The sequence below is a fragment of the Colwellia polaris genome (assembly GCF_002104515.1).
In the GTDB taxonomy this organism is placed as follows: domain Bacteria; phylum Pseudomonadota; class Gammaproteobacteria; order Enterobacterales; family Alteromonadaceae; genus Cognaticolwellia; species Cognaticolwellia polaris.
This window is the reverse complement of record NZ_NBOE01000003.1, coordinates 17,706-42,011: the sequence shown is the minus strand read 5'-3', so window position 1 is coordinate 42,011 and position 24,306 is coordinate 17,706. Positions and strand designations below refer to the sequence as shown.

General features: G+C 37.8%; 18 protein-coding genes. 12 read left to right on the top strand and 6 right to left on the bottom strand.

From position 1 onward, the window contains the following. Positions 1 to 86 precede the first annotated feature (86 nt). Positions 87 to 332 carry a hypothetical protein gene (locus B6A32_RS07240; protein ID WP_085302462.1) on the bottom strand — a complete coding sequence of 82 codons (246 nt, stop codon included), beginning with the start codon at positions 330 to 332 and terminating at the stop codon, positions 87 to 89. Between the two features lie 151 nt (positions 333 to 483). Between B6A32_RS07240 and B6A32_RS07235 the strand changes: the two genes are divergently transcribed. Then, a complete protein-coding gene (locus tag B6A32_RS07235) occupies positions 484 to 2,214 on the top strand; it encodes a SufS family cysteine desulfurase (protein ID WP_233131348.1) in 1,731 nt (576 codons plus the stop codon). A 91-nt stretch (positions 2,215 to 2,305) separates the two neighbouring features. On the opposite strand, the gene tcdA is transcribed toward B6A32_RS07235, so the two are convergent. The 3 genes from tcdA to B6A32_RS07220 form a co-directional block, all read right to left on the bottom strand. Continuing rightward, positions 2,306 to 3,091, bottom strand: a complete 786-nt coding sequence (tcdA, locus tag B6A32_RS07230) for a tRNA cyclic N6-threonylcarbamoyladenosine(37) synthase TcdA (RefSeq protein ID WP_085302460.1) — start codon at positions 3,089 to 3,091, stop codon at positions 2,306 to 2,308. 602 nt (positions 3,092 to 3,693) lie between these two features. Next, a complete protein-coding gene (locus B6A32_RS07225) occupies positions 3,694 to 5,235 on the bottom strand; it encodes a response regulator (protein WP_085302458.1) in 1,542 nt (513 codons plus the stop codon). A 210-nt stretch (positions 5,236 to 5,445) separates the two neighbouring features. Next, complete coding sequence (locus B6A32_RS07220; RefSeq protein WP_085302456.1) at positions 5,446 to 6,732, bottom strand: citrate synthase; 1,287 nt, start codon at positions 6,730 to 6,732, stop codon at positions 5,446 to 5,448. A gap of 436 nt (positions 6,733 to 7,168) precedes the next feature. Here B6A32_RS07220 and sdhC point away from each other — a divergent pair, with 436 nt between their 5' ends. The 8 genes from sdhC (at position 7,169) to sucD (ending at position 17,041) form a co-directional block, all read left to right on the top strand. After that, positions 7,169 to 7,543 (top strand): succinate dehydrogenase, cytochrome b556 subunit, encoded by a 375-nt coding sequence (gene sdhC / locus B6A32_RS07215; RefSeq protein ID WP_085302454.1) that lies wholly within the window; start codon positions 7,169 to 7,171, stop codon positions 7,541 to 7,543. Beyond that, a complete protein-coding gene (gene sdhD, locus B6A32_RS07210; RefSeq protein ID WP_085302452.1) occupies positions 7,537 to 7,884 on the top strand; it encodes a succinate dehydrogenase, hydrophobic membrane anchor protein in 348 nt (115 codons plus the stop codon). Before sdhC ends, sdhD begins: the two co-directional genes overlap by 7 nt. Beyond that, on the top strand, positions 7,885 to 9,657 hold the full coding sequence (sdhA, locus tag B6A32_RS07205; RefSeq protein ID WP_085302450.1) for a succinate dehydrogenase flavoprotein subunit: 1,773 nt from the start codon (positions 7,885 to 7,887) through the stop codon (positions 9,655 to 9,657). 11 nt (positions 9,658 to 9,668) lie between these two features. Beyond that, positions 9,669 to 10,379 carry a succinate dehydrogenase iron-sulfur subunit gene (locus B6A32_RS07200; protein WP_085302448.1) on the top strand — a complete coding sequence of 237 codons (711 nt, stop codon included), beginning with the start codon at positions 9,669 to 9,671 and terminating at the stop codon, positions 10,377 to 10,379. Positions 10,380 to 10,469: 90 nt separating this feature from the next. Next, positions 10,470 to 13,274, top strand: a complete 2,805-nt coding sequence (locus B6A32_RS07195) for a 2-oxoglutarate dehydrogenase E1 component (RefSeq protein ID WP_085302446.1) — start codon at positions 10,470 to 10,472, stop codon at positions 13,272 to 13,274. A 51-nt stretch (positions 13,275 to 13,325) separates the two neighbouring features. Then, a complete protein-coding gene (gene odhB, locus B6A32_RS07190) occupies positions 13,326 to 14,831 on the top strand; it encodes a 2-oxoglutarate dehydrogenase complex dihydrolipoyllysine-residue succinyltransferase (protein WP_085302444.1) in 1,506 nt (501 codons plus the stop codon). Between the two features lie 171 nt (positions 14,832 to 15,002). Further along, a complete protein-coding gene (gene sucC / locus B6A32_RS07185; RefSeq protein ID WP_085302442.1) occupies positions 15,003 to 16,169 on the top strand; it encodes an ADP-forming succinate--CoA ligase subunit beta in 1,167 nt (388 codons plus the stop codon). Further along, a complete protein-coding gene (gene sucD / locus B6A32_RS07180; RefSeq protein WP_077284901.1) occupies positions 16,169 to 17,041 on the top strand; it encodes a succinate--CoA ligase subunit alpha in 873 nt (290 codons plus the stop codon). Before sucC ends, sucD begins: the two co-directional genes overlap by 1 nt. A gap of 1,465 nt (positions 17,042 to 18,506) precedes the next feature. Here the strand turns inward: sucD and B6A32_RS07165 are convergent. After that, positions 18,507 to 19,097: a zf-TFIIB domain-containing protein gene (locus tag B6A32_RS07165; protein WP_085302436.1), complete on the bottom strand. Its 591-nt coding sequence runs from the start codon at positions 19,095 to 19,097 to the stop codon at positions 18,507 to 18,509. A gap of 182 nt (positions 19,098 to 19,279) precedes the next feature. Between B6A32_RS07165 and B6A32_RS07160 the strand changes: the two genes are divergently transcribed. Further along, the gene (locus tag B6A32_RS07160) at positions 19,280 to 21,223 is read left to right on the top strand and encodes a S9 family peptidase (protein ID WP_085302434.1); all 1,944 of its coding nucleotides are present in this window, start codon (positions 19,280 to 19,282) and stop codon (positions 21,221 to 21,223) included. 105 nt (positions 21,224 to 21,328) lie between these two features. On the opposite strand, the gene B6A32_RS07155 is transcribed toward B6A32_RS07160, so the two are convergent. Continuing rightward, positions 21,329 to 22,261 (bottom strand): DHH family phosphoesterase, encoded by a 933-nt coding sequence (locus B6A32_RS07155; RefSeq protein ID WP_085302432.1) that lies wholly within the window; start codon positions 22,259 to 22,261, stop codon positions 21,329 to 21,331. A gap of 312 nt (positions 22,262 to 22,573) precedes the next feature. Here B6A32_RS07155 and B6A32_RS19145 point away from each other — a divergent pair, with 312 nt between their 5' ends. Both B6A32_RS19145 and B6A32_RS07150 read left to right on the top strand, forming a co-directional pair. Next, a complete protein-coding gene (locus B6A32_RS19145; protein ID WP_101685929.1) occupies positions 22,574 to 22,741 on the top strand; it encodes a DUF3545 family protein in 168 nt (55 codons plus the stop codon). Between the two features lie 214 nt (positions 22,742 to 22,955). Beyond that, positions 22,956 to 24,260, top strand: a complete 1,305-nt coding sequence (locus B6A32_RS07150) for an inosine/guanosine kinase (RefSeq protein ID WP_085302430.1) — start codon at positions 22,956 to 22,958, stop codon at positions 24,258 to 24,260. Positions 24,261 to 24,306 lie beyond the last annotated feature (46 nt).

The following is a 24,306-nucleotide window of genomic DNA, read 5'->3' as shown; positions in this document are numbered from 1 at the left end:
AATAGTTTAAATTTATTAAACATTTGCATATTATTCATTGGCTAAATTTTAATGCTTAAGTTTTTCCTCGTATTTAATTTTATATTTTAGCTTGCCTGCTGTTTGAGTAAGTCGTGTTGAAAATCCTTCTGTGAGTTTGATTTAACTTCATTTCCTTGCTGCAAAGTTGAACTGATATATTCTTGCTTGTGTAAGACAACATTCTTTCTAACTTTAGCTACAGGCCACATAGTGTTGTTATTAAAAATTAAAAGCTCTTGTTTTAATGTAGCTTGATTATTTTTGGCGGAGTTAAGATTTTTTCTTGTAATAAACCATGAAAATAATGCCATAGTATTTTTCCTCCATTTACACTTATAAGGTATAGTGCAAAATGTTATTTTTTGCTCATATATCTCAAATATTTTTTGATTAAATAAGCATAGTTTTTAACTTTATTAGTGAGAAGTTAGGATATAATTGTGGCAACTTAATGAAATCATTATGACATTTATGGAAAATTTTTCTTATATCGATTTTCGTCAACAATTTCCGCTGTTAACTAGTTTAGTGAACGAACAGCCATTAGTGTATTTTGACAATGCTGCAACTACTCAAAAGCCTGGTTGTGTTATCGAAAGTCATAACCAATTTTATCAAACAAGCAATGCTAATGTTCATAGAGCTTCACATGCTGTAAGCGCTAGAGCTACGTCAGCATTTGAAGCTGCGCGTGAAAGTGTAAAAAACTTTATTAATGCTAAAACAAGTAAAGAAATTATTTGGACTAAAGGAAGTACTGAAAGCATTAATTTGGTTGCCAATAGCTGGGGCAGAGCCAACTTAAAACCCGGTGATGAAATAGTATTGAGTTACAGTGAACACCACGCCAATATTGTACCTTGGCAAATAGTTGCAGAACAAACTGGCGCTAAAATTAAAATATTACCTTTAACACTTGCCGGTCAAATTGATGCTGAACAACTTGAACATGTTATCGGCGAGCAAACAAAAATTGTATGTTGTGCTCATATATCCAATGTTATCGGCAAAATTAACCCGATAGAAAAGGTTATACGTATTGCTCGAAAGTACGAAGCTTTAACTTTAATTGATGGTGCGCAGGCGATCGCTCATCTAAAGGTAGATGTTATTAAGTTAGATTGTGACTTTTATGTATTTTCTGCACATAAAATGTATGGTCCAACAGGTGTCGGTGTACTTTATGCAAAACAAGCACTTCTTGATGATATGCAGCCGTATCAAGCGGGTGGTGAAATGATAAAAACCGTTAGCTTCGAAAAAACTTTGTTTAATGAATTACCCCATAAATTTGAAGCAGGCACACCCAATATTGCAGGTGTTGTAGCTATGGGAGCTACGATTGAGTTTATTGAAAAGTACAGCCATCTTGCTTTATTCAACTACGAGAGTGAATTAAAAAATTATTGTTTTGAGCAACTGTCAACGGTGCAAGGACTAAGCTTTATTGTTGAGAAAATACCCGATATTCCGGTATTTTCTTTTACCTTAGCAGGGCAACATAATCATGATGTTGCAACCGCATTAGACAGTGTAGGCATTGCGGTTAGAGCGGGTCATCACTGCGCTATGCCTTTAATGCAATATTTAAAGCTAGATGGTTGTATACGCTTATCTTTGTCTGCTTATAATAGTTTTGAAGAAATTGACTTTACAGTGCAAGAGCTTAAAAATTTAAGTTCTAACATGTCTGACTCTCCTCGTAATGTTAATTTAATTAACCCAATTAATACTGTGGCTAAAAATAATCATGTTCCCGATATCAATACGGCTGAAAAGAACATCAATGATTTTACCGAAAAACATGTTGTAGCTTTATTTTCAAAAGCCAAAAGTTGGGATAGTAAACATCGTGAAATTATGATGTTAGGAAAAAAGCAATTAGGTTTAGCTGAAGAAGATAAAACAGCGCAGACCTTAATCTCTGGTTGTGAGAGCAAGGCCTGGTTGGTGGGTAAACAACAACCAAATGGCACTTTTATATTTAGCGCTGACAGCGATGCAAAAGTTATTCGAGGACTTCTAACCATTGTTTTAGCCGCCGTTAATCATAAAACTTCTGCGCAGATTAATACTTTTAATATGAGTAATTATTTTTCAGAATTAGGCTTGATACAGCATTTAAGTCCATCTCGAGGGAATGGCCTTTCAGCTATTGTTAAAAAAATATATCACTTAGTTAATGAGAGCTAGAACAGACAATATATGTCAGGTTCTAGCTATTACGTCGCAGTTATTACTCAAAGCATAAATTAATGGCCTGCTATTAACTATCAAGTCTATGTTAGTTAAAGGCTTTCTTTAAATACTTCTCCATCGCTCGACCTACAGCGAAAAAAGCAAAACTTGCGGTAACATGTGTTGCTGCGCCAAAGCCGCCACTACAATCTAATCGCATTGCGCCATCAGTTGCTTGTTTAGCGTGGCAGACATTTCCGGTTGAATCAGGGTAACGTAATTGCTCAGTTGAAAAAACGGCATCAATTGAGAATTTACGTTTAACATTTCTAGGAAAATTGTACTCTCTTCTCAGTTGATTTCGCACTTTAGCTAATAGCGGATCTTGATATGTTTGGCTTAAATCTGCAATGGCAATTTTGCTTGGATCAATTTGACCACCAGCACCACCAATAGTAATAAGGGGGATTTTATTTCTCTTACAATGGGCTATAACCGCACTCTTAACATTTACCGAGTCAATGGCATCAACAACATAATCGTAACCATTTGACATAATTTCAGCCATGTTTTCTAGGGTCACAAAATCTTCAATAGTATTAACAACACACTCAGGATTAATTTGCATAATTCTGTCACGCATTACATCTACTTTGCTTTGACCAACTGAACTAGTGAGCGCATGTATTTGTCGATTAATATTAGTGATACATAGATCATCAAGATCTATCAAGGTTATCTGGCCTATACCATTACGTGCAAAGGCCTCTGCAACCCAAGAGCCAACACCACCAATACCTATAACACAAAAGTGAGCCTTTTGAAGTGCTTCACTTTGGCTATTACCATATAATCGAGCTATACCGCCAAACCTTAATTGATAATCAGACATTATTTATCCACTAACGAGAAAATTCGCTGCGCATTATAGCAGTACCTTAAACTAAAGCTATGTCTGTAAATCATTAAGTTTTTTTAACGCTATTTTATCATTAAAGAAGAGATTTAATTCAGGTAGACCAAATGGATATTTATATTGTTTATTTTCGTTATTTAAGTCAGTGATAAGAATTAAGTAATTCAGCTGATTTAAACCGCTGGATTTGGCTTTTATTTATGCTTTTTACGGCAGGGAAGCACTGTAAATATAAAATGGTCAGCATAATTGATGCTTAATATTTGTGATAATAAGGCTAAATTTAGCTAAATAAGTTAAAAATCTATATAGAAGCTTGTTATTAGCTCTATATAAATCTGGATAAAGGAACTATCTGATAGTTTTTTATACGGTTTTGATATCAGATTTAACACTTTAATCTAAGTAGCTAAGTAATTATGACTAATTTTCGTACTTGAAAGCACTATTTTAGCTCGTATATTCGCCTAATTTAGTCAATAAATAGACGTTGAAGCAGCGGAAAATAAAAATGGTAAGCTAGGATATCGATATAAATTTTATTATAGAGGTTTCTTTAGTCCGCTATGTTTAGTTCGCTATGCTAGCGGCAAGCTGACGGTAAACTGGGTTTTTTCTTCATTAAGTATTTCAAAATGAATTTCCCCATGCTGTGCTTCTGTCATTAATTTGGCTGAATATGTACCTAAACCAATGCCTGTATTGTGGTTAGAACTGCTGTATTTCTCAAATAGTGTTGAGCGCATTTCAGCCGGTATAACACCATAATTAGTTAGTTGAAAAGTGATAAAGTGGTTGTTTTGTCTTATTGCTAAAGTAATATTTTTATTACTTGGTGAGGCTTCTACCGCATTTTTAATTAAGTTATTAAATATAGATAAGCAAAGCAAAGGCTCGGCCAAAATATTATGCTCAACATCAAAGCCGCTTAACTCAAAGCTAATGTTTTTAGCATCACTTACCGTTGTTACAGCATTAATCGCGTCATTAATTAATACATTAAGGCTTGTTACTTGTGGCATAACTCTGTAAATACCTTGCTCTATTTTATATAAATTAAGCGAGTTATTCACCATGTTGACCACATTGTTAACTGCACGGTTTATCGATTTTGCAGCACTTTTGTCTGTCAAACGGTAGGTTTCAAATAAAATGTTATTCAATGGCGCTTTTAAATCGTGATGCGTTATTTTTTCTATATCTTCTCGTAGTTTAGCATTTTCTTTAAGGGTTGTTACTTGTGCAGCTAAAGCAAGGTTTTGCTGTTGTAGCCGAATATGGGTAGCAACTCGTGCACGTAGTAAATCACCGTTTAATGGTTTTGTTATGTAGTCAACAGCACCAAGATCAAAACCATATTTTATATCTTCTACCAGTGCTTTCGCGCTTAGAAATATAATTGGAATATTTGCACTTTTCTCCAACTCTTTTAGACTCTTGCATACTTGATAACCGTCCATTTCTGGCATCATAATATCTAACAAAATAAGGCTAATATTATGATTGTTATTAGCCACTATTTTTAATGCATGTTGTCCTGATTTTGCCGCTATAACACGATACAAGCTTCGTAGGTTTCCGGCGGCAACATCGATATTACTGCTTTCATCATCAACAACCAATATTGTAGGTTTATGGTCTTGCAGAGCATTTTTTTCGATATTTACCATTTTATCAGGTGTGTCAGCGGTATTTGATCGTTCGGCACAGTTAGCAAATTCAGAGGCTTGCGTTAACTCAAATAAAGCATTAATTACCCTGTGTCTTTTAAAAGGAGGGGCTAATGTAATGCTATGATTTAACTCCACTATATTTTCTGATGGAGTATTGATGTTTTGAGGCTGATCCTTTGAGGGCTTTTTCGAAAGAATTAAAATTGGCAACTGCTCAACATTTAATATTTTAACTAATTCATCGCGAAAATTTAAGCTGTTATCTGTAGTTAAATTATCAGCACAAATGACTAAGCTAATCGTTGAAAATTGAGCATATTCTAATGCGTCATCAGCATTTTCAATACACGCAATCGCGGTTTTAGTAATACCACAAGAACAAAGTATTTTAGCAAGTGCCTCACGCACTAAGCGGCTTTCATCGACAATTAAAATATGATTAAGCAAAGTTGCAGTACCGTTTAAATAATGAGGGAGAATATTAGTGTAACAATACCGTGTTTGTAACCCTAATGTACAGAAATTGTATAAGAAATATATTAAGTTAAGCTGATATGTCTAGCTATTAAATATAGGTGTTTCTAATACATTGTAATAAAAAAAGGCAACCATTTGGTTGCCTTTTGATATTCATAATAAGCAATTAATTAACGTTAATTACTTCTCACTTAATGGCACAAATTTACGATCTATTTCGCCTGTGTATTTTTGACGAGGACGACCAATTTTTTGTCCTTCTTGACCTAACATTTCATCCCAATGAGCAACCCAGCCAACAGTACGAGACATGGCAAAAATTACCGTGAACATGTTAGTTGGAATACCAATGGCTTTAAGAATAATGCCTGAGTAGAAATCTACGTTAGGGTAGAGTTTCTTCTCAATGAAGTATGGGTCTTCTAAAGCTACTTTTTCAAGTGCCATAGCCACATCAAGTAATGGATCTTTTATACCTAGTTCAGTTAAAACTTCATGACAAGTTTCGCGCATTACCGTTGCACGAGGGTCGAAGTTTTTATAAACACGATGTCCAAAGCCCATTAAACGGAACGGGTCAGACTTATCTTTTGCTTTAGCAACAAATTCGTCCACACGATCTAATGAACCAATTTGTTCAAGCATGGTTAAACACGCTTCATTTGCGCCGCCATGAGCAGGGCCCCAAAGTGATGCAACACCAGCGGCAATACATGCATAAGGGTTAGCGCCTGAAGAACCTGCTAAACGTACTGTTGATGTTGAAGCATTTTGCTCATGGTCTGCGTGTAATGTAAAAATGCGGTCCATAGCACGAGCAACAGTAGGGCTAACAATGTATTCTTCAGCTGGTACAGAGAACAACATATGCAAGAAGTTTTCTGCATAAGTTAAGTCGTTGCGTGGGTAAACAAAAGGTTGTCCAATACTGTATTTGTATGCCATTGCTGCAATTGTAGGCATTTTAGCAATTAAACGGTGAGCACTACGCATACGTTGGTCTGGTGCGTGAATGTCTAAATCGCTGTGGTAAAAAGAAGACATAGCGCCAACAACACCACAAAGCATTGCCATAGGATGTGCATCTGGTAGGAAGCCATGAAAAAAGTGAACTAATTTTTCATGTACCATCGTATGGTTAGTAATAGTTTCTGTAAATTCATTATATTGGCTCTTGGTTGGAGCTTCGCCATTCAATAATATATAACATACTTCTAAGTAATCAGCTTGTTTAGCAAGGCTATCAATTGGGTAGCCACGATGTTGTAAAATACCTTTATCACCATCGATATAAGTAATTGCAGACTCACAAGACGCGGTTGCTAAAAATCCTGGATCGTAGGTGAAATAGCCAGCACTGCCAAGTGTACGAATATCTATAACGTCGTTACCTGCACTACCTTTAAGAATTGGTAATTCCGCAACTTCATTACCGTCGATACTAAGAGAGGCTTTTGAGTCAGCCATATATTTCGTCCCCATTATTTTTGTTTATCTATAAAATTGCTAAAACCAAATGTTTAATCAATTTTTGTGAATATTAAACTAACCCTATTCTACTTCAGATCCCCCCCTAGAAGTCAATTTGTTTGTTTATCTCTTAGACTAAAGTTACATGTCATTAGGATATTTTGTTTCGTATGCTGTTTAAATAGTCGTTTTCCTGACAAAAAGGGCGAAAACTTGTCAGGAAGAAAATTGTAATTAATGATTTTCACCTATATAATCAAGCCGATCTGAATTTTTTTTTAGCATTCATTAATTTTTAATATTTATAAATTAAAATAAATTAAGTGCAAAAATTTAATTTGTATCGGAGAGGGGGTTACCTAACTGTGAAAAATAAGTTAGATAACGTAAAAAAAATAAGTTGAAAGCTCTAAGAGCTCCTTAGGCAACAATCGTGAAAAAACAACGTCCTGTAAACCTAGATTTGTCAACAATTAAAATGCATGCAGCAGCTAATGCTTCAATATTGCACCGAGTATCAGGTGTAATCATGGTATTTGCTATCGGTATTTTATTGTGGACGCTTTCTTTATCTCTATCTTCTGCTGAAGGTTTTGCTCAAGTAGAATCATTACTTAGTGGCTTATTCTTCAAAATAATTATGCTTGGTACGCTTTCTGCTCTTATCTATCATTTACTTGGCGGTATTCGTCATTTACTTATGGATTTAGGTCATTTTGAAGAGCTAGCGTCAGGCAATGCTACGGCTAAACTTATCATTGCACTTTGGTTGGTGCTTACTGTAGTAGTAGGAGTTCGATTATGGTAAATAACGCAGCAACAGTAGGCCGTAGTGGCGTACATGATTTCATTCTTCTTCGTGCTAGTGCGATTATATTAGCACTGTATACCTTTTATCTTGTTGGCTTTTTCGTTACAACTGCGGATGTAACATTTGAAGTATGGCAAGCATTCTTTGGTAGCATCTGCACTAAAATATTTACCATTTTAGCGATTGTTGCGTTGTTAGTTCACGCTTGGATTGGTGTATGGCAAGTACTTTCTGATTACATTAAACCTGCGCTTCTACGCGGTGGTTTACAATTTTTCTTTTCTGTTTTGTTGCTTGTATACTTTGCAGCAGGCTTATTAACTGTGTGGGGTGTGTAAGTGAGCGTTCCAATTCGTGAATTCGACGCCATTGTTATTGGCGCTGGTGGTGCAGGTATGCGCGCTGCCCTAGCAATCTCTGAATCAGGCAAATCATGTGCTCTGATTTCAAAAGTTTTTCCTACTCGTTCTCATACGGTATCAGCACAGGGCGGTATTACTGTTGCCTTGGGTAATGCCCATGAAGATCACTGGGAACAACACATGTACGATACCGTAAAAGGCTCTGATTATATCGGTGACCAAGACGCTATTGAATACATGTGTAAAACCGGCCCAGAATCAATTATCGAACTTGAGAATATGGGTTTACCTTTCTCTCGTACGGAAGAAGGTAAAATATACCAACGTCCATTCGGCGGCCAATCTAAAAACTTTGGTGGTGAACAAGCCGCTCGTACCGCAGCTGCCGCTGACCGTACAGGTCATGCGTTATTACATTGTTTATACCAACAAAACGTTAAAAATAAAACGAACGTTTACTCAGAATGGTATGCACTAGATTTAGTTAAAAACAGTGATGGTGGCGTTGTAGGTTGTACAGCAATATGTATTGAAACTGGTGAAGTCGTTTACTTTAAAGCTCGTGCAACGGTACTTGCTACCGGTGGCGCTGGTCGTATATTCGCTTCAACAACTAATGCTCACATTAACACAGGTGACGGTGTTGGTATGTCGCTTCGTGCTGGCATTCAAATGCAAGATATGGAAATGTGGCAGTTCCACCCTACAGGTATAGCAGGTGCTGGTACATTAGTAACTGAAGGTTGTCGTGGTGAAGGTGGTTATCTTCTTAACAAAGATGGCGAACGATTCATGGAACGTTACGCACCTAATGCTAAAGATTTGGCGGGTCGTGATGTTGTAGCTCGCTCTATGATGACTGAAATACGTGAAGGTCGTGGTTGTGATCATCCAACGTATGGTCCACATATTAAACTTAAGCTTGATCATTTAGGCCGTGAAACGTTATACAAACGCTTACCTGGTGTATGTGAATTATCTAAAACATTTGCACACGTTGATCCTGCTGATGAGCCTATTCCAGTTATTCCTACATGTCATTACCAAATGGGTGGTGTACCTTGTAATGTGAATGGCCAAGCAATTCATTTCGACCCAGCTACGGGTAAAGAAAGTATTGTTGAAGGTTTATTCGCTGTTGGTGAAATAGCTTGTGTATCTGTACATGGTGCAAACCGCTTAGGTGGTAACTCATTACTTGATTTAGTTGTATTTGGTCGTGCAGCGGGTAACTTCTTAGGTACCTACTTAAATGATACAGAATTTGGTAAAGAAGCCTCAGAATCTGATTTAGAAGCTTCATTAGCTCGTACTAATCGTTGGGAAGCATCTACATCTGGTGAAGATCCTGTTCAAATTCGTAAAGATCTTCAGAAATGTATGCAGTTTAATTTCTCTGTTTTCCGTGAAGGCGAAGCGATGGCTCAGGGTATGAAAGAGCTAACAGAAATACGCGAACGTTTACAAACGGCTCATTTAAGTGATAAGTCTTCAGATTTTAATACTCAACGTATTGAATGTTTAGAGCTAGACAACTTGATGGAAACGGCCTTTAGTACAGCTAAAGCGGCGAACTTTAGAACGGAATCTCGTGGTGCACATGCACGTGAAGATTTCCAGGATAGAGATGATGAAAATTGGTTATGTCATTCAATTTACACTCCTGAGACACAAGATATGTCTAAGCGTGATGTAAACATGGTACCGGTTCATCGTGAAGCTTTCCCACCTAAAGCTCGTGTTTACTAAGGAATAATTTGATGAAACAGATATTTTCAATTTACCGTTATAACCCTGATGTAGACAATGCGCCTTACATGAAGGACTATGAACTAGAAATACCTGATGGTTCAGACATGATGGTGCTAGATGCATTAATTATGTTGAAAGAGGAAGATCCTACATTATCTTTCCGTCGCTCATGTCGTGAAGGTGTTTGTGGCTCTGACGGATTAAATATGAATGGTAAAAACGGTTTGGCTTGTATCACGCCTTTATCTGCTGTTCCAGCAAAGAAGATTGTGTTGCGTCCATTACCAGGCTTGCCAGTAGTACGTGATTTGATTATTGATATGACACAGTTCTACAATCAATATGAAAAAATCAGACCTTACCTGATTAATGATGGTAAAGAGCAACCTGCACGTGAACATTTACAAACTATCGAAGAACGTGAAAAACTAGATGGTTTATACGAATGTATACTATGTGCTTGTTGTTCAACATCTTGTCCTTCTTTTTGGTGGAATCCTGATAAATTTATTGGGCCAGCAGGTTTATTACATGCATATCGTTTTCTTATCGATAGCCGTGATACTGCAACCGAAGAACGTTTAGATGATTTACAAGATGCCTACAGCGTATTCCGTTGTCATGGTATCATGAACTGTGTTGATGTTTGTCCGAAAGGATTAAACCCAACAAAAGCCATTGGCCATATAAAGTCAATGTTGCTTACCAGAGCGGTTTAATTTAAACGTCCGAGTACGCAGTGTTGTGTACTCGGATAATTTATTTTAGCCATATCTTTTGATTGCTTTTATCCCATAAAGGAACAGGCAATGCCCGAAGGTGCTATGAAGGCTTGGATAGAGTCTTCCCATTTAAGTGGCGCAAACGCTGCTTATATTGAAGAATTATACGAATCTTATCTGGATAACTCACAATCTGTTACTGCAGAATGGCGAGCTATATTCCAACAACTTCCTAAAATTGAAGGTGCTGACGTTGAATATCGGCATTCTGAAATCCGCAATGAATTTAAAGACCTAGCCCAACAAACACAAAAAACTGTGGTTGTTTCGGGTGGCAGTGACGCTAAGCAAGTTAAAGTTTTACAGCTTATCAATGCTTTTCGTTTTCGCGGACATCAAAATGCTAACCTTGACCCTTTAGGGTTATGGCAACGTGATAAAGTACGTGATTTGCAATTATCTCATCATGATCTATCAGAAAATGACTTTGATCGTGAGTTTAACATTGGTTCATTGGCGATAGGCCAAGACTCGATGAAACTTGGAGACTTATATAAAGCCCTTAAAACTACTTATTGTGGTTCTATTGGTGCTGAATATATGCATATCAACAGTACGGATGAAAAACGTTGGTTACAACAACGCCTTGAATCAGTGCAGTCACAAGCTGTTTTAACTGCTGAAGAGAAACAAGAAATTTTCAAAGACTTAGTTGCGGCTGATGGACTTGAAAAATACCTAGGTGCTAAATTCCCGGGTGCTAAACGTTTCTCTCTTGAAGGTGGTGATGCACTAGTGCCAATGTTGAAACAACTTATTACTCGTGCCGGAACGCAAGGTGCGAAAGAAGTTGTTATTGGTATGGCTCACCGTGGTCGTTTAAATGTGTTAGTTAACGTGATGGGTAAAAATCCATCTAAGTTATTTGATGAGTTTGGCGGAAAACATGACGAAATTTTATCTTCTGGTGATGTTAAATATCATCAAGGCTATTCGTCAGACTTCGTTACTCCGGGCGGCAATGTTCATTTAGCATTAGCCTTTAACCCGTCGCATTTAGAAATTGTTAACCCTGTAGTTATTGGTAGTGTGCGAGCACGACTAGACCGACGTGATTGTAATGAGGGTGATTTAGTCTTACCTATTACTATTCATGGTGACTCGGCAATTGCTGGTCAAGGTGTAGTGCAAGAAACTTTCAATATGTCACAAGCGCGCGCTTTTAAAGTCGGCGGCACTATTCGTATTGTAGTAAATAACCAAGTTGGTTTTACCACCTCAAACTCAGAAGATACACGCAGCGGTGAATATTGTACTGAAGTTGCGAAAATGGTTTCAGCGCCAATTCTTCATGTTAACGGTGATGATCCTGAAGCGGTTATCTTAGCGACACAAATCGCATTAGATTACCGTAACGAGTTTAAACGCGACGTAGTGATTGACCTTGTTTGTTACCGACGTCACGGACATAACGAAGCTGATGAGCCAAGTGCTACGCAGCCGCTTATGTATAAAAAAGTTAAAAAGCATCCAACGCCTCGTCAACTTTATGCTGACAAGTTAAATGCTGAAGGCTCGCTAGATAAAGCAAAAACAGATGAGTTAACTGCTTATTACCGTAAATTACTCGATGAAGGTCAGTGTACGGTTGAGCAGTGGCGCCCAATGACTGAACATTCAGTAGATTGGTCTCCATATCTTGGTCACGAGTGGAATGACGACTACGATAAAGAAATTTCGCTTGAAAAGTTAAAAGAACTTGCCGGTAAAATTTCTAGCATTCCTGATGAACATAATGTTCATAACCGCGTAAAGAAAATTTACGATGACCGTGTAAAAATGGCTTCAGGTGAGAAGTTACTCGATTGGGGGATGGCGGAAAACTTAGCTTACGCTTCTATTGTTGACCTCGGGAAACGCGTTCGTATTACTGGTCAAGATTCAGGTCGTGGTACATTCTTCCATCGTCATGCTGTATTACATGGTCAAGATGATGCAAGTCGTTACTTGCCATTGCAAAATGTTCGTGAAGGGCAAGGTCCTTTTGATGTACATGACTCAGTATTATCTGAAGTTTCAGTATTAGCTTTTGAATATGGCTACACAACAGCAGAGCCAAGTGGTTTAACTATTTGGGAAGCTCAATTTGGTGATTTTGCTAACTGTGCACAGGTTGTTTTTGACCAGTTCATTAGTTCAGGCGAGCAAAAGTGGGGTCGCTTATGTGGCTTAACCATGTTGTTACCGCACGGTTATGAAGGTCAAGGACCTGAGCATTCATCTGCTCGTTTAGAACGATTTTTACAACTTTGTGCTGATCACAACATGCAAGTTTGTGTGCCATCAACACCTGCGCAAGTATTTAACATGCTTCGTCGTCAAGTGGTACGCCCTATGCGACGTCCTTTGGTCGTTATGTCACCTAAATCATTGTTGCGTCATCCAATGGCGGTATCATCATTAGAAGAGCTTTCTACGGGTGTATTCCATAATGTTATTGGCGAAGTTGATGAATTAGATGCTGATAAAGTTGAGCGCGTTGTATTTTGTAGTGGTAAAGTTTACTACGAACTACTTGATCAACGTCGTAAGAATGAGCAAACCAATGTGGCTATCATTCGTATTGAGCAATTATATCCATTCCCAGAAGATGAGCTAAAAGCTGAAATTGCAAAATATCAGCATGTTAAGCAATTCGTTTGGTGTCAGGAAGAACCGCAAAACCAGGGTGCTTGGTATTGTTCTCAGCATCATTTTAGAGCGGCTATACCGGCAGGTACTAATTTGACATATGCAGGACGTAATGCTTCGGCAGCACCGGCTGTAGGTTATATGTCAGTTCATGTTAAAGAGCAACAGGCGCTAGTTCATGACGCGCTTAATGTAGAATAGACCCTCTTTTTTATAAAGAGATTAATTAAGAGTGTGTAAGGAATATTATAAATGACAACCGAAATTAAGGTTCCCGTTTTACCTGAATCAGTTGCAGATGCAACAATAGCGACTTGGCACGTACAAGTAGGTGATAAAGTATCTCGTGATCAAGTATTAGTTGATATTGAAACTGATAAAGTGGTACTTGAAGTACCAGCAACATCAGATGGCGTAATCACAGATATATCTCAAGCTGAAGGTGCTACGGTACTTGGCGAGCAAGTAATTGCTATTTTATCTGAAGGTGAAGCTGAAGCAGCTGCTCCTGAAGCTAAAAAAGAAGCCACAGCTAAAGAAAGCAAATCTGCTTCGAAAGCTCCTGCTGGCGACGTTAAAGTTATTGATATTGTTGTACCTGTATTGCCTGAGTCAGTTGCTGATGCAACTATTGCGACATGGCATGTTGTTGAAGGCGACACGGTATCAGTTGACCAAAACTTAGTCGACATTGAAACTGATAAAGTAGTTTTAGAAGTTGTAGCACAAGCTGATGGTGTAATTGGTAAAATTATTCATGCAGAAGGCGATACAGTATTAGGCGACCAAAAAATTGGTGAGCTTAGTGCTGGTGCAACAGCAAGTGCAGCACCTGCTGCCTCAGCAGAAGAAGCCATTAGTTCTGACGAGCTCGCTAGTCCTTCAGTACGTCGCTTAATGACAGAAAAGGGCCTTACAGCAAATGATGTTGTAGGTACTGGCAAAGGTGGTCGTATTTCTAAAGAAGACGTAGAAGCTGCAGCCAATAAGCCAAAAGCAGCTCCTGCAAAAGCCGCGGCGCCTGCCCCAGCAGCACAAGCTTCTGCAGCATTAGGTGAGCGTACACAAAAACGTGTACCTATGACACGTTTGCGTAAAACAATAGCGACACGTTTATTAGAAGCTAAAAATTCTACGGCGATGTTAACTACGTTTAACGAAGTTAACATGAAGCCAATCATGGATCTTCGTGCTCAATACAAAGACGTATTCGAAAAAACTCATGATACTCGTTTAGGTTTCATGTCGTTTTACGTTAAAGCAGTCACAGAAGCACTTAAACGCTACCCTGCAGTTAATGCGTCAATTGACGGTGATGATATTGTTTATCATAACTTTTTCGACGTATCTATTGCTGTATCTACTCCTCGTGGTTTAGTTACACCGGTATTACGTGATGCTGATCAATTAAGCATGGCAGGTATCGAAAACGGTATTCGTGCTTTAGCAATTAAAGGTCGTGACGGAAAATTAACCATGGACGAGATGCAAGGTGGTAACTTTACAATTACCAACGGCGGCGTTTTTGGTTCATTAATTTCAACACCAATTTTAAACTTGCCACAAGCGGCAATTTTAGGAATGCATAAAATCCAAGACCGCCCAATGGCTGTTGATGGAAAAGTTGAAATATTACCTATGATGTACCTAGCACTTTCTTATGATCATCGTTTAATTGATGGTAAAGAATCTGTAGGGTTCTTAGTAACGATTAAAGAGTTGTTGGAAGATCCAACACGCTTGTTACTAAATATATAGTTAAGCATCTAGTATATAGTACTAAATTATTTTGTTCGATTTAGACTATAGTCTTAGGCTCTAAGGACTATGTTCTTTAGAGCTTTTATACTATAATCGGTCGACTTTTTTCGATGGCAATAGCTTTAATATTATTGTCATTTTCATCTACAGATAAATGGATAAAACACCATGAATTTGCATGAGTATCAAGCGAAACAATTATTCGCTGAATATGGTTTACCAGTTTCTGAAGGTTTCGCTTGCGATACCGCTCAAGAAGCTGCCGAAGCTGCCGACAAAATTGGCGGCGATATGTGGGTTGTTAAAACTCAAGTTCACGCAGGTGGACGTGGTAAAGCTGGCGGTGTAAAGCTAGTTAAATCAAAAGAAGAGATTAAAGACTTCGCACAAAACTGGTTAGGTAAAAACTTAGTTACTTACCAAACAGACGAAAACGGTCAGCCTGTTGCTAAAATTTTAGTAGAAAGCTGTACTGATATCGCGAACGAATTATACCTTGGTGCTGTTGTTGACCGTGCAAGCCGTAGAGTTGTATTTATGGCTTCTACTGAAGGCGGTGTTGACATCGAGAAGATTGCTGAAGAGACTCCTGAGTTAATTCACCAAGCTGAAATCGATCCACTTGTTGGCGCACAACCTTACCAAGCACGTGAATTAGGCTTCAAGTTAGGTTTAAACCCAACGCAAATGAAGCAATTTGTTAAGATCTTCTTAGGTCTTGCACAAATGTTTGAAGATTTCGATTTCGCATTATTAGAAATCAACCCGTTAGTTATTACTGACGAAGGTAACCTTCATTGTTTAGACGGCAAAATTGGTATCGATGGTAATGCTTTATACCGTCAACCTAAAATGCGCGCGTTCCACGATCCATCTCAAGAAGATGAGCGTGAAGCACATGCAGCACGTTTTGAATTAAACTACGTAGCTTTAGATGGCAACGTTGGTTGTATGGTTAACGGTGCCGGCCTAGCAATGGGTACAATGGATATCGTTAATTTACACGGCGGCAAGCCAGCTAACTTCCTTGATGTTGGCGGCGGGGCGACTAAAGAACGTGTTTCTGAAGCATTCAAAATCATCCTTTCTGACGACAACGTTAAAGCTGTTTTAGTTAACATCTTTGGCGGTATCGTACGTTGTGACATGATTGCTGAAGGTATTATTGGCGCAGTTAAAGAAGTTGGCGTTAAAGTACCAGTAGTTGTACGTTTAGAAGGTACTAATGCTGAATTAGGTCGTGAAGTTCTTAAAAACTCTGGCTTAGATATCATTGCTGCCGAATCATTATCTGATGCAGCAACTAAAGTTGTAGCAGCTGCGGAGGGCAAATAATGTCTGTCTTAATTAACAAAGATACTAAAGTAATCTGTCAAGGTTTCACTGGTGGTCAAGGTACATTCCACTCAGAGCAAGCACTTGAGTATGGTACACAAATGGTAGGTGGCGTAAGCCCAGGTAAAGGCGGTCAAACGCACTTAGGCCTTCCAGTATTCAACACAGTACGTGATGCAGTAGAAGCAACTGGCGCAACAGCTACAGTTATCTATGTTCCTGCTCCTTTCTGTAAAGATGCAATTTTAGAAGCTATTGATGCAGGCATCGAGCTTATCGTTACTATCACTGAAGGTATCCCAACTTTAGATATGGTTGACGTTAAAGCTAAGCTTGATCAATCTGGCGTTCGTATGATCGGTCCTAACTGCCCAGGTGTTATTACTCCTGGCGAAACTAAGATTGGTATCATGCCTGGTCACATTCACAAGCCTGGTAAAGTAGGTATTGTTTCACGTTCTGGTACACTTACGTACGAAGCCGTTAAACAAACTACAGATGCTGGTTTTGGCCAATCTACTTGTGTAGGTATTGGTGGTGACCCTATCCCTGGTACTAACTTCATCGACGTATTGGAAATGTTCCAAAACGATCCACAAACTGAAGCAATCGTAATGATTGGTGAAATTGGTGGTACAGCTGAAGAAGAAGCTGCAGAATACATCAAAGCAAACGTTACTAAACCTGTTGTATCTTACATTGCTGGTGTTACTGCGCCAGAAGGTAAGCGTATGGGTCACGCTGGCGCAATTATCGCTGGTGGTAAAGGTACAGCTGATGAGAAATTCGCAGCATTAGAAGCGGCTGGTGTTAAAACAGTTCGTTCTTTAGCGGATATCGGTGTAGCACTTAAAGAGAAAACGGGTTGGTAATCAGCTTTTGATTGCAAACTGTTTTTCTTAATAAAAACCCGCACTCTCTATAAGAGAATGCGGGTTTTTTATTGCTTATTAATAGTTATCTTTATTATAAATATTACTTTGAGATAATAGCGTTTGAAAATTCATCCGTGTATGACAAAAAAGACTAATTAGACGGACACTCACTCTAATTTAACGACTTGGAGCTTGTTTACCTGTTTGGCGTCGGGGTGCCGACTGCACCCAAAGGGAGGCTGACGCCGACCTCGCTCTGGACTCCCTCGGCGCTGCTACATTAAACGTGTTTCCTTCACGCTGTTCAATATTTTTCGACGTACCAGCGCTGAACGTACATCCATGTACTACAGCGCTTTCACTGGCATCCATGCCAGTGATACGTGAATATTGGTCACCATTCCGGCGTTTAATGAAGCAGACTTGGTGGTTGTTTCATCTTTCATAGCTCTCAATTCGTTAATTTAGAAAATGAAATTTCAACGATCACTAGATCCCATCACAGCAACGGAAACTGAATTTAGAAAAGTGCGATGTTTATCGGAGCCATGGATGGCGTAGACTGCCGCGTGAAGGGACGATTTTCGGCAGGTATAAACTTCGTGCCTAAATTCTGTTGGAGTGTTTTGCTGTGTTGGGCGCCATGGGGAGTCCAGAGGGGCGTTTGGCGTGCAACGTCCCTCTGGGTGTTGTCGCCACCGCGACGCCAAGCAGAGATTAAAACTCAAAGCAGTTAAGTTTCAAAAAAAAATATTAAAATCATATTAATATTAGACAGATACTCACTCACTGCGAATTGATCGGCTTGGAGCTTGTTTATTGGTTTGGCGTCGGGGTGCCGACTACACCCAAAGAGGGTTAAACGCCGTAAACGTATTCCCTCCATGATGCCCAATATTCTCGACGTACCAGCGCTGATGGCACGTCCGTGTGCCAACAGCGCTTTCACTGGCATCCTTGCCAGTGATACGTGAATATTGATCATCATTCCGGCGTTTAATGAAGCAGACTTGGTGTTTGATTCGATTCTTGAGTTTATATTTTAATGTTTCAAGAAATTAATGTTTTAGATAGTCAAACGATAGTAGTAAGTAGGGTCAGATACACATTAGTAAGTAGGGTCAGATACACATTACTCTTTCACCGAGCCCCTGTAAATTTATCGGACTGGAACTTGTTTATTAGTATGGCATTGGGGCCGACTAAATCCAAAAAGGAGAAGGGAGGTTAGCAGCATTCATACTTTCTTAGCTCTGGAGTTTGTTGGCGCGACTGCATTAAACGTATTCCCTCCATGATGCTAAATATTACGTTCGTGCGTTTAATGTGGCGTGCTTGGCGATTGGTTCGACTGTGGAGTTTACTTTTAAAATTTTAAAAACTTTCTAGCTAATTACATAATTGAACTTATGGGCTCAGTTTAGCCGCTCTATATTTTACTTATTTTTAGCTTACAAAAAGATTAAAATCCTCTGAATAATATTCTTTTCATATTATATTTATTCAGCATTTTTTCCATCAATTCAAGGTCCGAAACACGATCATTCAAGGCATCTATTTTTAGCTCTTGTTTTACCAGCTTATTATCTTGAGCCTTATCTAAACCACCGCTGGCGATAAAGTTTCGAATACTTTGTAACTCGCCTTTGTCTAACCAAACGCCGCAATGTATGCAGGCATCAATTAATACGCCAGAAATCGACTTAAAGTTACGCCTTGACATAACCTTATTGCAATTTGCACAGGGTAAGTAGTTTTCAGCTTGAGGTAGCCCCGTACGTAAATATTGTGGATTACTTTCAGCATCGCGGTAAACGTCAAATTCGGATGTTAAAACTGAAAATTCATCTGGTTGTAACCATAAGCCTTCACATTGATTACATTTATCTAATTCATAATTTCTGTAATGTCTTATTTGTAAAGCTATGGAGCATCTAGGACACGACTTTTGTTTCGTTTCCTCTAATACTTTCATACCACCATTACACATAGGGCAATGAAGCACTTTTGCTTTAACAATATGATTGCATGATGCGCATTGAGATTCAGACATAATGTTCCTTGTGCAATTTAAAAGTGTTTCAAGGTATTCATGTATAACATAAATTTAATTATTTTTGTATTTTGTGACTACGAGTAAATTATATTTATCTGTTAACGTTAAGGGCGGCATAAAAACTAAATTAGCTGCTTTTAAAATCAACTTAAAGAACGTAGTATTAATAAGTTAGCGTAATGGAAAATATAAAAATAATAATAATCAAAGGATTAACTATGAAGCTTTTATTGGCTGTGTCTTTATCTATGGTTTGCTACTTTGCTCAAGCAAACAGCAACGTAGATAGTTTTGGCCGACTCCCTTTTGTAACCGATGTACAAATCTCACCTGATGGACAAAAAATTGCTTATCTAAGAGATCTAGATGGTAAGTATGTAGTTGTAACCCAAGCATTAGCTGGTGGTAAGCCTACAGTTTTTGGAATGAAAAAAGCGTTGATACGAGGCTTTACATGGGCAAATAATAAAAATGTTTTACTTGATTTAACCATTCCATATTATTCAAGAGGTGATTTTGAAACCTTTACCATGTATAGGTTAGGAGTTCTTGACGTGGAGATTAATGAGGTTAAGTGGATTTTTAACAGTAGTCGTTTTAAGCGCAATATTGGTGCTCCCACTTTAGTTAATAAATTACCTGACGACAATGAACACATTTTGCTTTCATATTATTACGGGAAAATCAATGCGCTGTATAAAGTGAAGCTTGAAGATGGCAGTAGAGAAGAGGTATTTAGAGATACTAATGCAAGAAATTGGCTGACAGATAACGACGGTGATGTTTTTCTTTATCGGCTCTACAGCGGTAAGGTGACTAAATGGGTCAATTTATATAGAGATGAATCAGAGGGCGACTTTGAACGGCTTTCTATTTTAAAAGACGGAAAATTGGAAAACTTCACTGAAGTTGTGGTTAGGCTAAGTGAAGATAAAAAAACGCTATATTATTGGCAAAGTAATAAAGACAGTAGGCGAGTATTGGTAAAATCTACGATAGATAAGTTTATTGTTAGTGAAGCAACTACAGTTGCTGAAAGTGATATTTATGATGTAGATAATATTGTTTATGATTACAACAATGCCTATAAAATAGTTGGTACAAAATTAATTGAAGATTATGCTGAATATGATTATCTAGATAATGAACTAGCACAGATTCAAGCTGATCTGAAAGCGACTTATTTGGATACTGAAGTTAATATTACATCTTATGATTTGAAGCGTGAGCGTATAGTAATTAAAACTTCTGGTAGTTCTTATCCAGAAAAATATACGGTTTACGATCGTAAATTAGGTCAGCTAATGCCAGTAGCTGAAGGTTATCCAGCTGTCGACAAAGCTCTTTTAGGTAAAGTTAATCGCTTTGATTATGAAACGAGTGATGGGCAAAAGATCACGGGCTACTTCACTATGCCAGTGTTAAAAACAGATGAAAAACCCCCGCTAATTGTTATGCCTCATGGTGGACCAGAATCTAGAGATGATATGAGTTTTGATTGGATGCGGCAGTTTTATGTAGCTGAGGGATTTGCTGTTTTTCAGCCTAACTTTAGGGGCTCTTCTGGCTTCGGTAAAGACTTTGCAAAAAGTGGTTACGGACAGTGGGGCCAGGCGATGCAAAGAGATGTTGATGAGGGCGTTAAGTTATTAATAACAGATGGCAAAATAGACCCAAATAGAATTTGTGTTGTGGGTGGAAGTTATGGCGGCTATGTTGCTATGTTTAGCGCTACTAGTAGACAAAGTCTGTTTAAATGCAGTGTTTCATTTGCAGGCATTAGTAATTTAGGTGATGTTTTCTTACATGAAAAAGAGCAATTGAATTTCTCTGGTTACTTTTCTAAAAGTATTGGTAAACCCGGGGATTATAAAGAGTTACATCAATACTCACCTTACCATTTGGCTTCTAAAGCAACGCTACCTTTGTTATTAATACATGGGAATAATGATACTCAAGTACCTGTATTTCAATCGAATAAAATGCATAAAAAATTAAAAGAATTAGGAAATAATAAAAGTGAGTATATTGAGTTAGAAGGGGAAGACCATTGGTTCTCTAGTGGTAATTCTCGCCGAATATTTTTAGAAGAGTCGTTGAGGTTTATTAATAAGCACATATAAAATAGCAGGGTACATAATATAGTTAACGCTTTTCTATATCGTTATTTAACTCGTATAAAGTATTTACTTTATACGAGTTAGGCTTTTAGATAAGTTTATTGATATTTAGCCATCAGCATTGATTGTGGAAATAAGCTCTGCAAGACATGCTTCATTCTCTTCATGCGGCACTTGGCAAGTACCTGCGGCATTATGGCCACCGCCATTAAATTTAAGCATTAATTCGCCAACATTCGTTTTTGAACTACGGTCAAAAATAGACTTACCTGTCGCAAAAACGGTGTTTTGTTTTTTAAGACCCCACATAATGTGAATTGAAATATTACATTGTGGAAATAAGGCGTAAATTACAAAGCGGTTACCAGAGTAAATAATTATTTCGTCGCGTAAATCTAAGACCACTAAATTACCGTGTACGGTTGCACAGCGCATAATTTGTTCTTTAAAGCTTTCTTCATGTTCAAAGTAAAGCTCAGTACGTTCTTTTACGTCTGGCAATTCAAGTAACTGGTCAATATTATGATCTTTACCAAACTCGATTAAAGCCATCATAAGCTCATAGTTAGAAATTCTAAAATCTCTAAATCGGCCTAAACCCGTGCGAGAATCCATAATGAAATTAAGTAAATCCCAGCCTTTAGCATTTAACACTTCTTCCATGTTAAATTGTGCCGAATCACTTTTGTCAACGGCTGCCATCATACTATCCCAATCTTTTGGAAATGTTTCAGCGCCACCGTAATAATCATAAACAACACGTGCCGCTGATGGTGCCTTAGGGTCTATAACATGATTATCACTTTTTTCATTGCGTATGGTTTCGCTATGATGGTGATCAAAAGCGATATGTACACCCTCAACAAAAGGAAGGTTAGTTGAAATATCGTCAGAGCCAATAGGGATAATGCCATCTTGCATATCTTTTGGGTGTACAAAAAGAATGTCGTTAACTAAATTAATATGCTTGAGTAATATTGCACAAACTAAGCCATCGAAATCACTTCTAGTTACTAAACGATATTTTTTATTTTCTGTCATATATGTTCTCCAATAGGCTTAATTCTTTATTTTTCATTATAATGTTTATTTAAGCATATTTTCTTTTAAATGATTAGCGCTGTTTGTATTTAAGTTTATATTAATTAACCGAGACTTGGCTCTCTTTCGTTTTCACTTTATACGTATGAAACATTAATTTAACTTAATCCAGTTCAAAGGGAAATTTAAAATAGATAAGTCATGGTGAGTTTTAAATAAATTTAGCGGATATTTAAATTGTCATATTTCATTCAAATAACTGAAACACAAACTTATTAATTTAAAGACAAATTATTTAAATGAGTACGTGTTATGCAATATAAAGAAAAGTATTTAGATGAAATAGACGATTATGCTGAGTTTCAACATAAAAAAAATAGTAAGCAATCAAAGCGAAAATGGCGCGAAATTGAAGCGTTAAAAGAGCAAAAAAGAATGCAAAGAGAAATCGAGTCGTACGACAATTTTTTAATGCATTGACCTTGTTATTATTTTTAATTATAGAGCGTAAATTCAGGCTTTTTTTCGAATTATAAAACGCTCTTTAGCTAATTTTTAACCAACTATAAAATTACAATTTAGCGATAAGTACAAACTTATAGACATTTCTGTGTTATTTCATGTGATGTGCTCTGGTCAAACCAAATAGCAATACGGTATAATTCGTTTTTTGCCATTAACCGTGTATTGCTTCATGAAGTTTCCTGGACGACGTCAACATAGACATTATTTCCCTGTCGATCATAAAAACCCACTAACAAACCAAGTAAACGCTAGCGCTAATGCTAAGCAAAATTACATTGTGGGTATTGATCAAGTTTTAGTCGATATAGAAGCGAAAGTAGATCAAGCTTTTTTAGATGAGTTTGATCTTCAACGTGGTATGTCTCAAGTTATTTCAGACGAGGTTACTCAGCGTCTTTATCAACGCTTAAAAGATGAATCGCTAATAAATTATGAATTCGCGGGTGGCACAATTGGCAACACTATGCACAATTATTCTGTGCTTGCTGATGACCGCTCGGTATTGCTTGGCGTAATGTCTAAAAATATTCATGTTGGTGATTACGCTTATCGTTTTATCAGTAATACTTCATCGCGTGTTGATCTTAATTACCTTCAACCGGTAGATGGGCCTATTGGTCGCTGCTTTACATTGATAGATGATACCGGAGAACGTACATTTGGTATTAATGCTGGCTTAATTAACCGCTTACATCCTGACTCTATCGACGAGTCATTAATTGCTGGCGCTTCAGCATTAGTTATTAGTTCGTATTTAATGCGAACGCAGCCCGGCGATACCATGACTGAAGCTGCTGTTAAAGCCGTTAAGTGTGCAAATGCTGCCGGTGTACCTGTTGTACTAACCTTAGGCACTAAATTTTTAATCGAAGAAGAGCCTGAATTTTGGCGTGATTTTGTGCAAAAATATGTCAACATTCTAACAATGAATGAAGAAGAAGCCTTGGCTATTACGGAAATTGAAGATCCGCTGCTTGCCGCCAATAAATGCCTAGATTGGGTAGACATGGTTATTTGTACTGCTGGAAAAGATGGCTTATACATGGCAGGTTACGTTGACGATGCCTTTAAACGAGAAAGTGAGTATCCATTACTTTCAGGCGAAATACATGAATTTAATCGTTATGAATATTCTCGTCCTATGTTCTTAAAAGATTGTAAACAACCTATTCGCATATATACACATTCTGCACCTTATATGGGCGGCCCTGAAAGTATTAAGAATACTAACGGTGCAGGTGATGCAGCGCTTGCTGCAATATTGCATGATTTAAGTGCTAATGTTTATCATAAAAACACAGTTTCAAATTCCAGTAAACATCAACAGCCTGCGTTAACTTATTCTTCATTATCTCAAATGAGTAAATATGCAAACAGAGCTAGTTATGAGGTATTAGTGCAACACTCCCCGCGTTTATCTCGTGGTTTACCTGAGCGCGAAGATAGCTTAGACCAAGCTTATTGGGCGCAGTAATTAAAATGTTCTGTAATGTACAATTGTAGTTTATGTTTTTAATGTA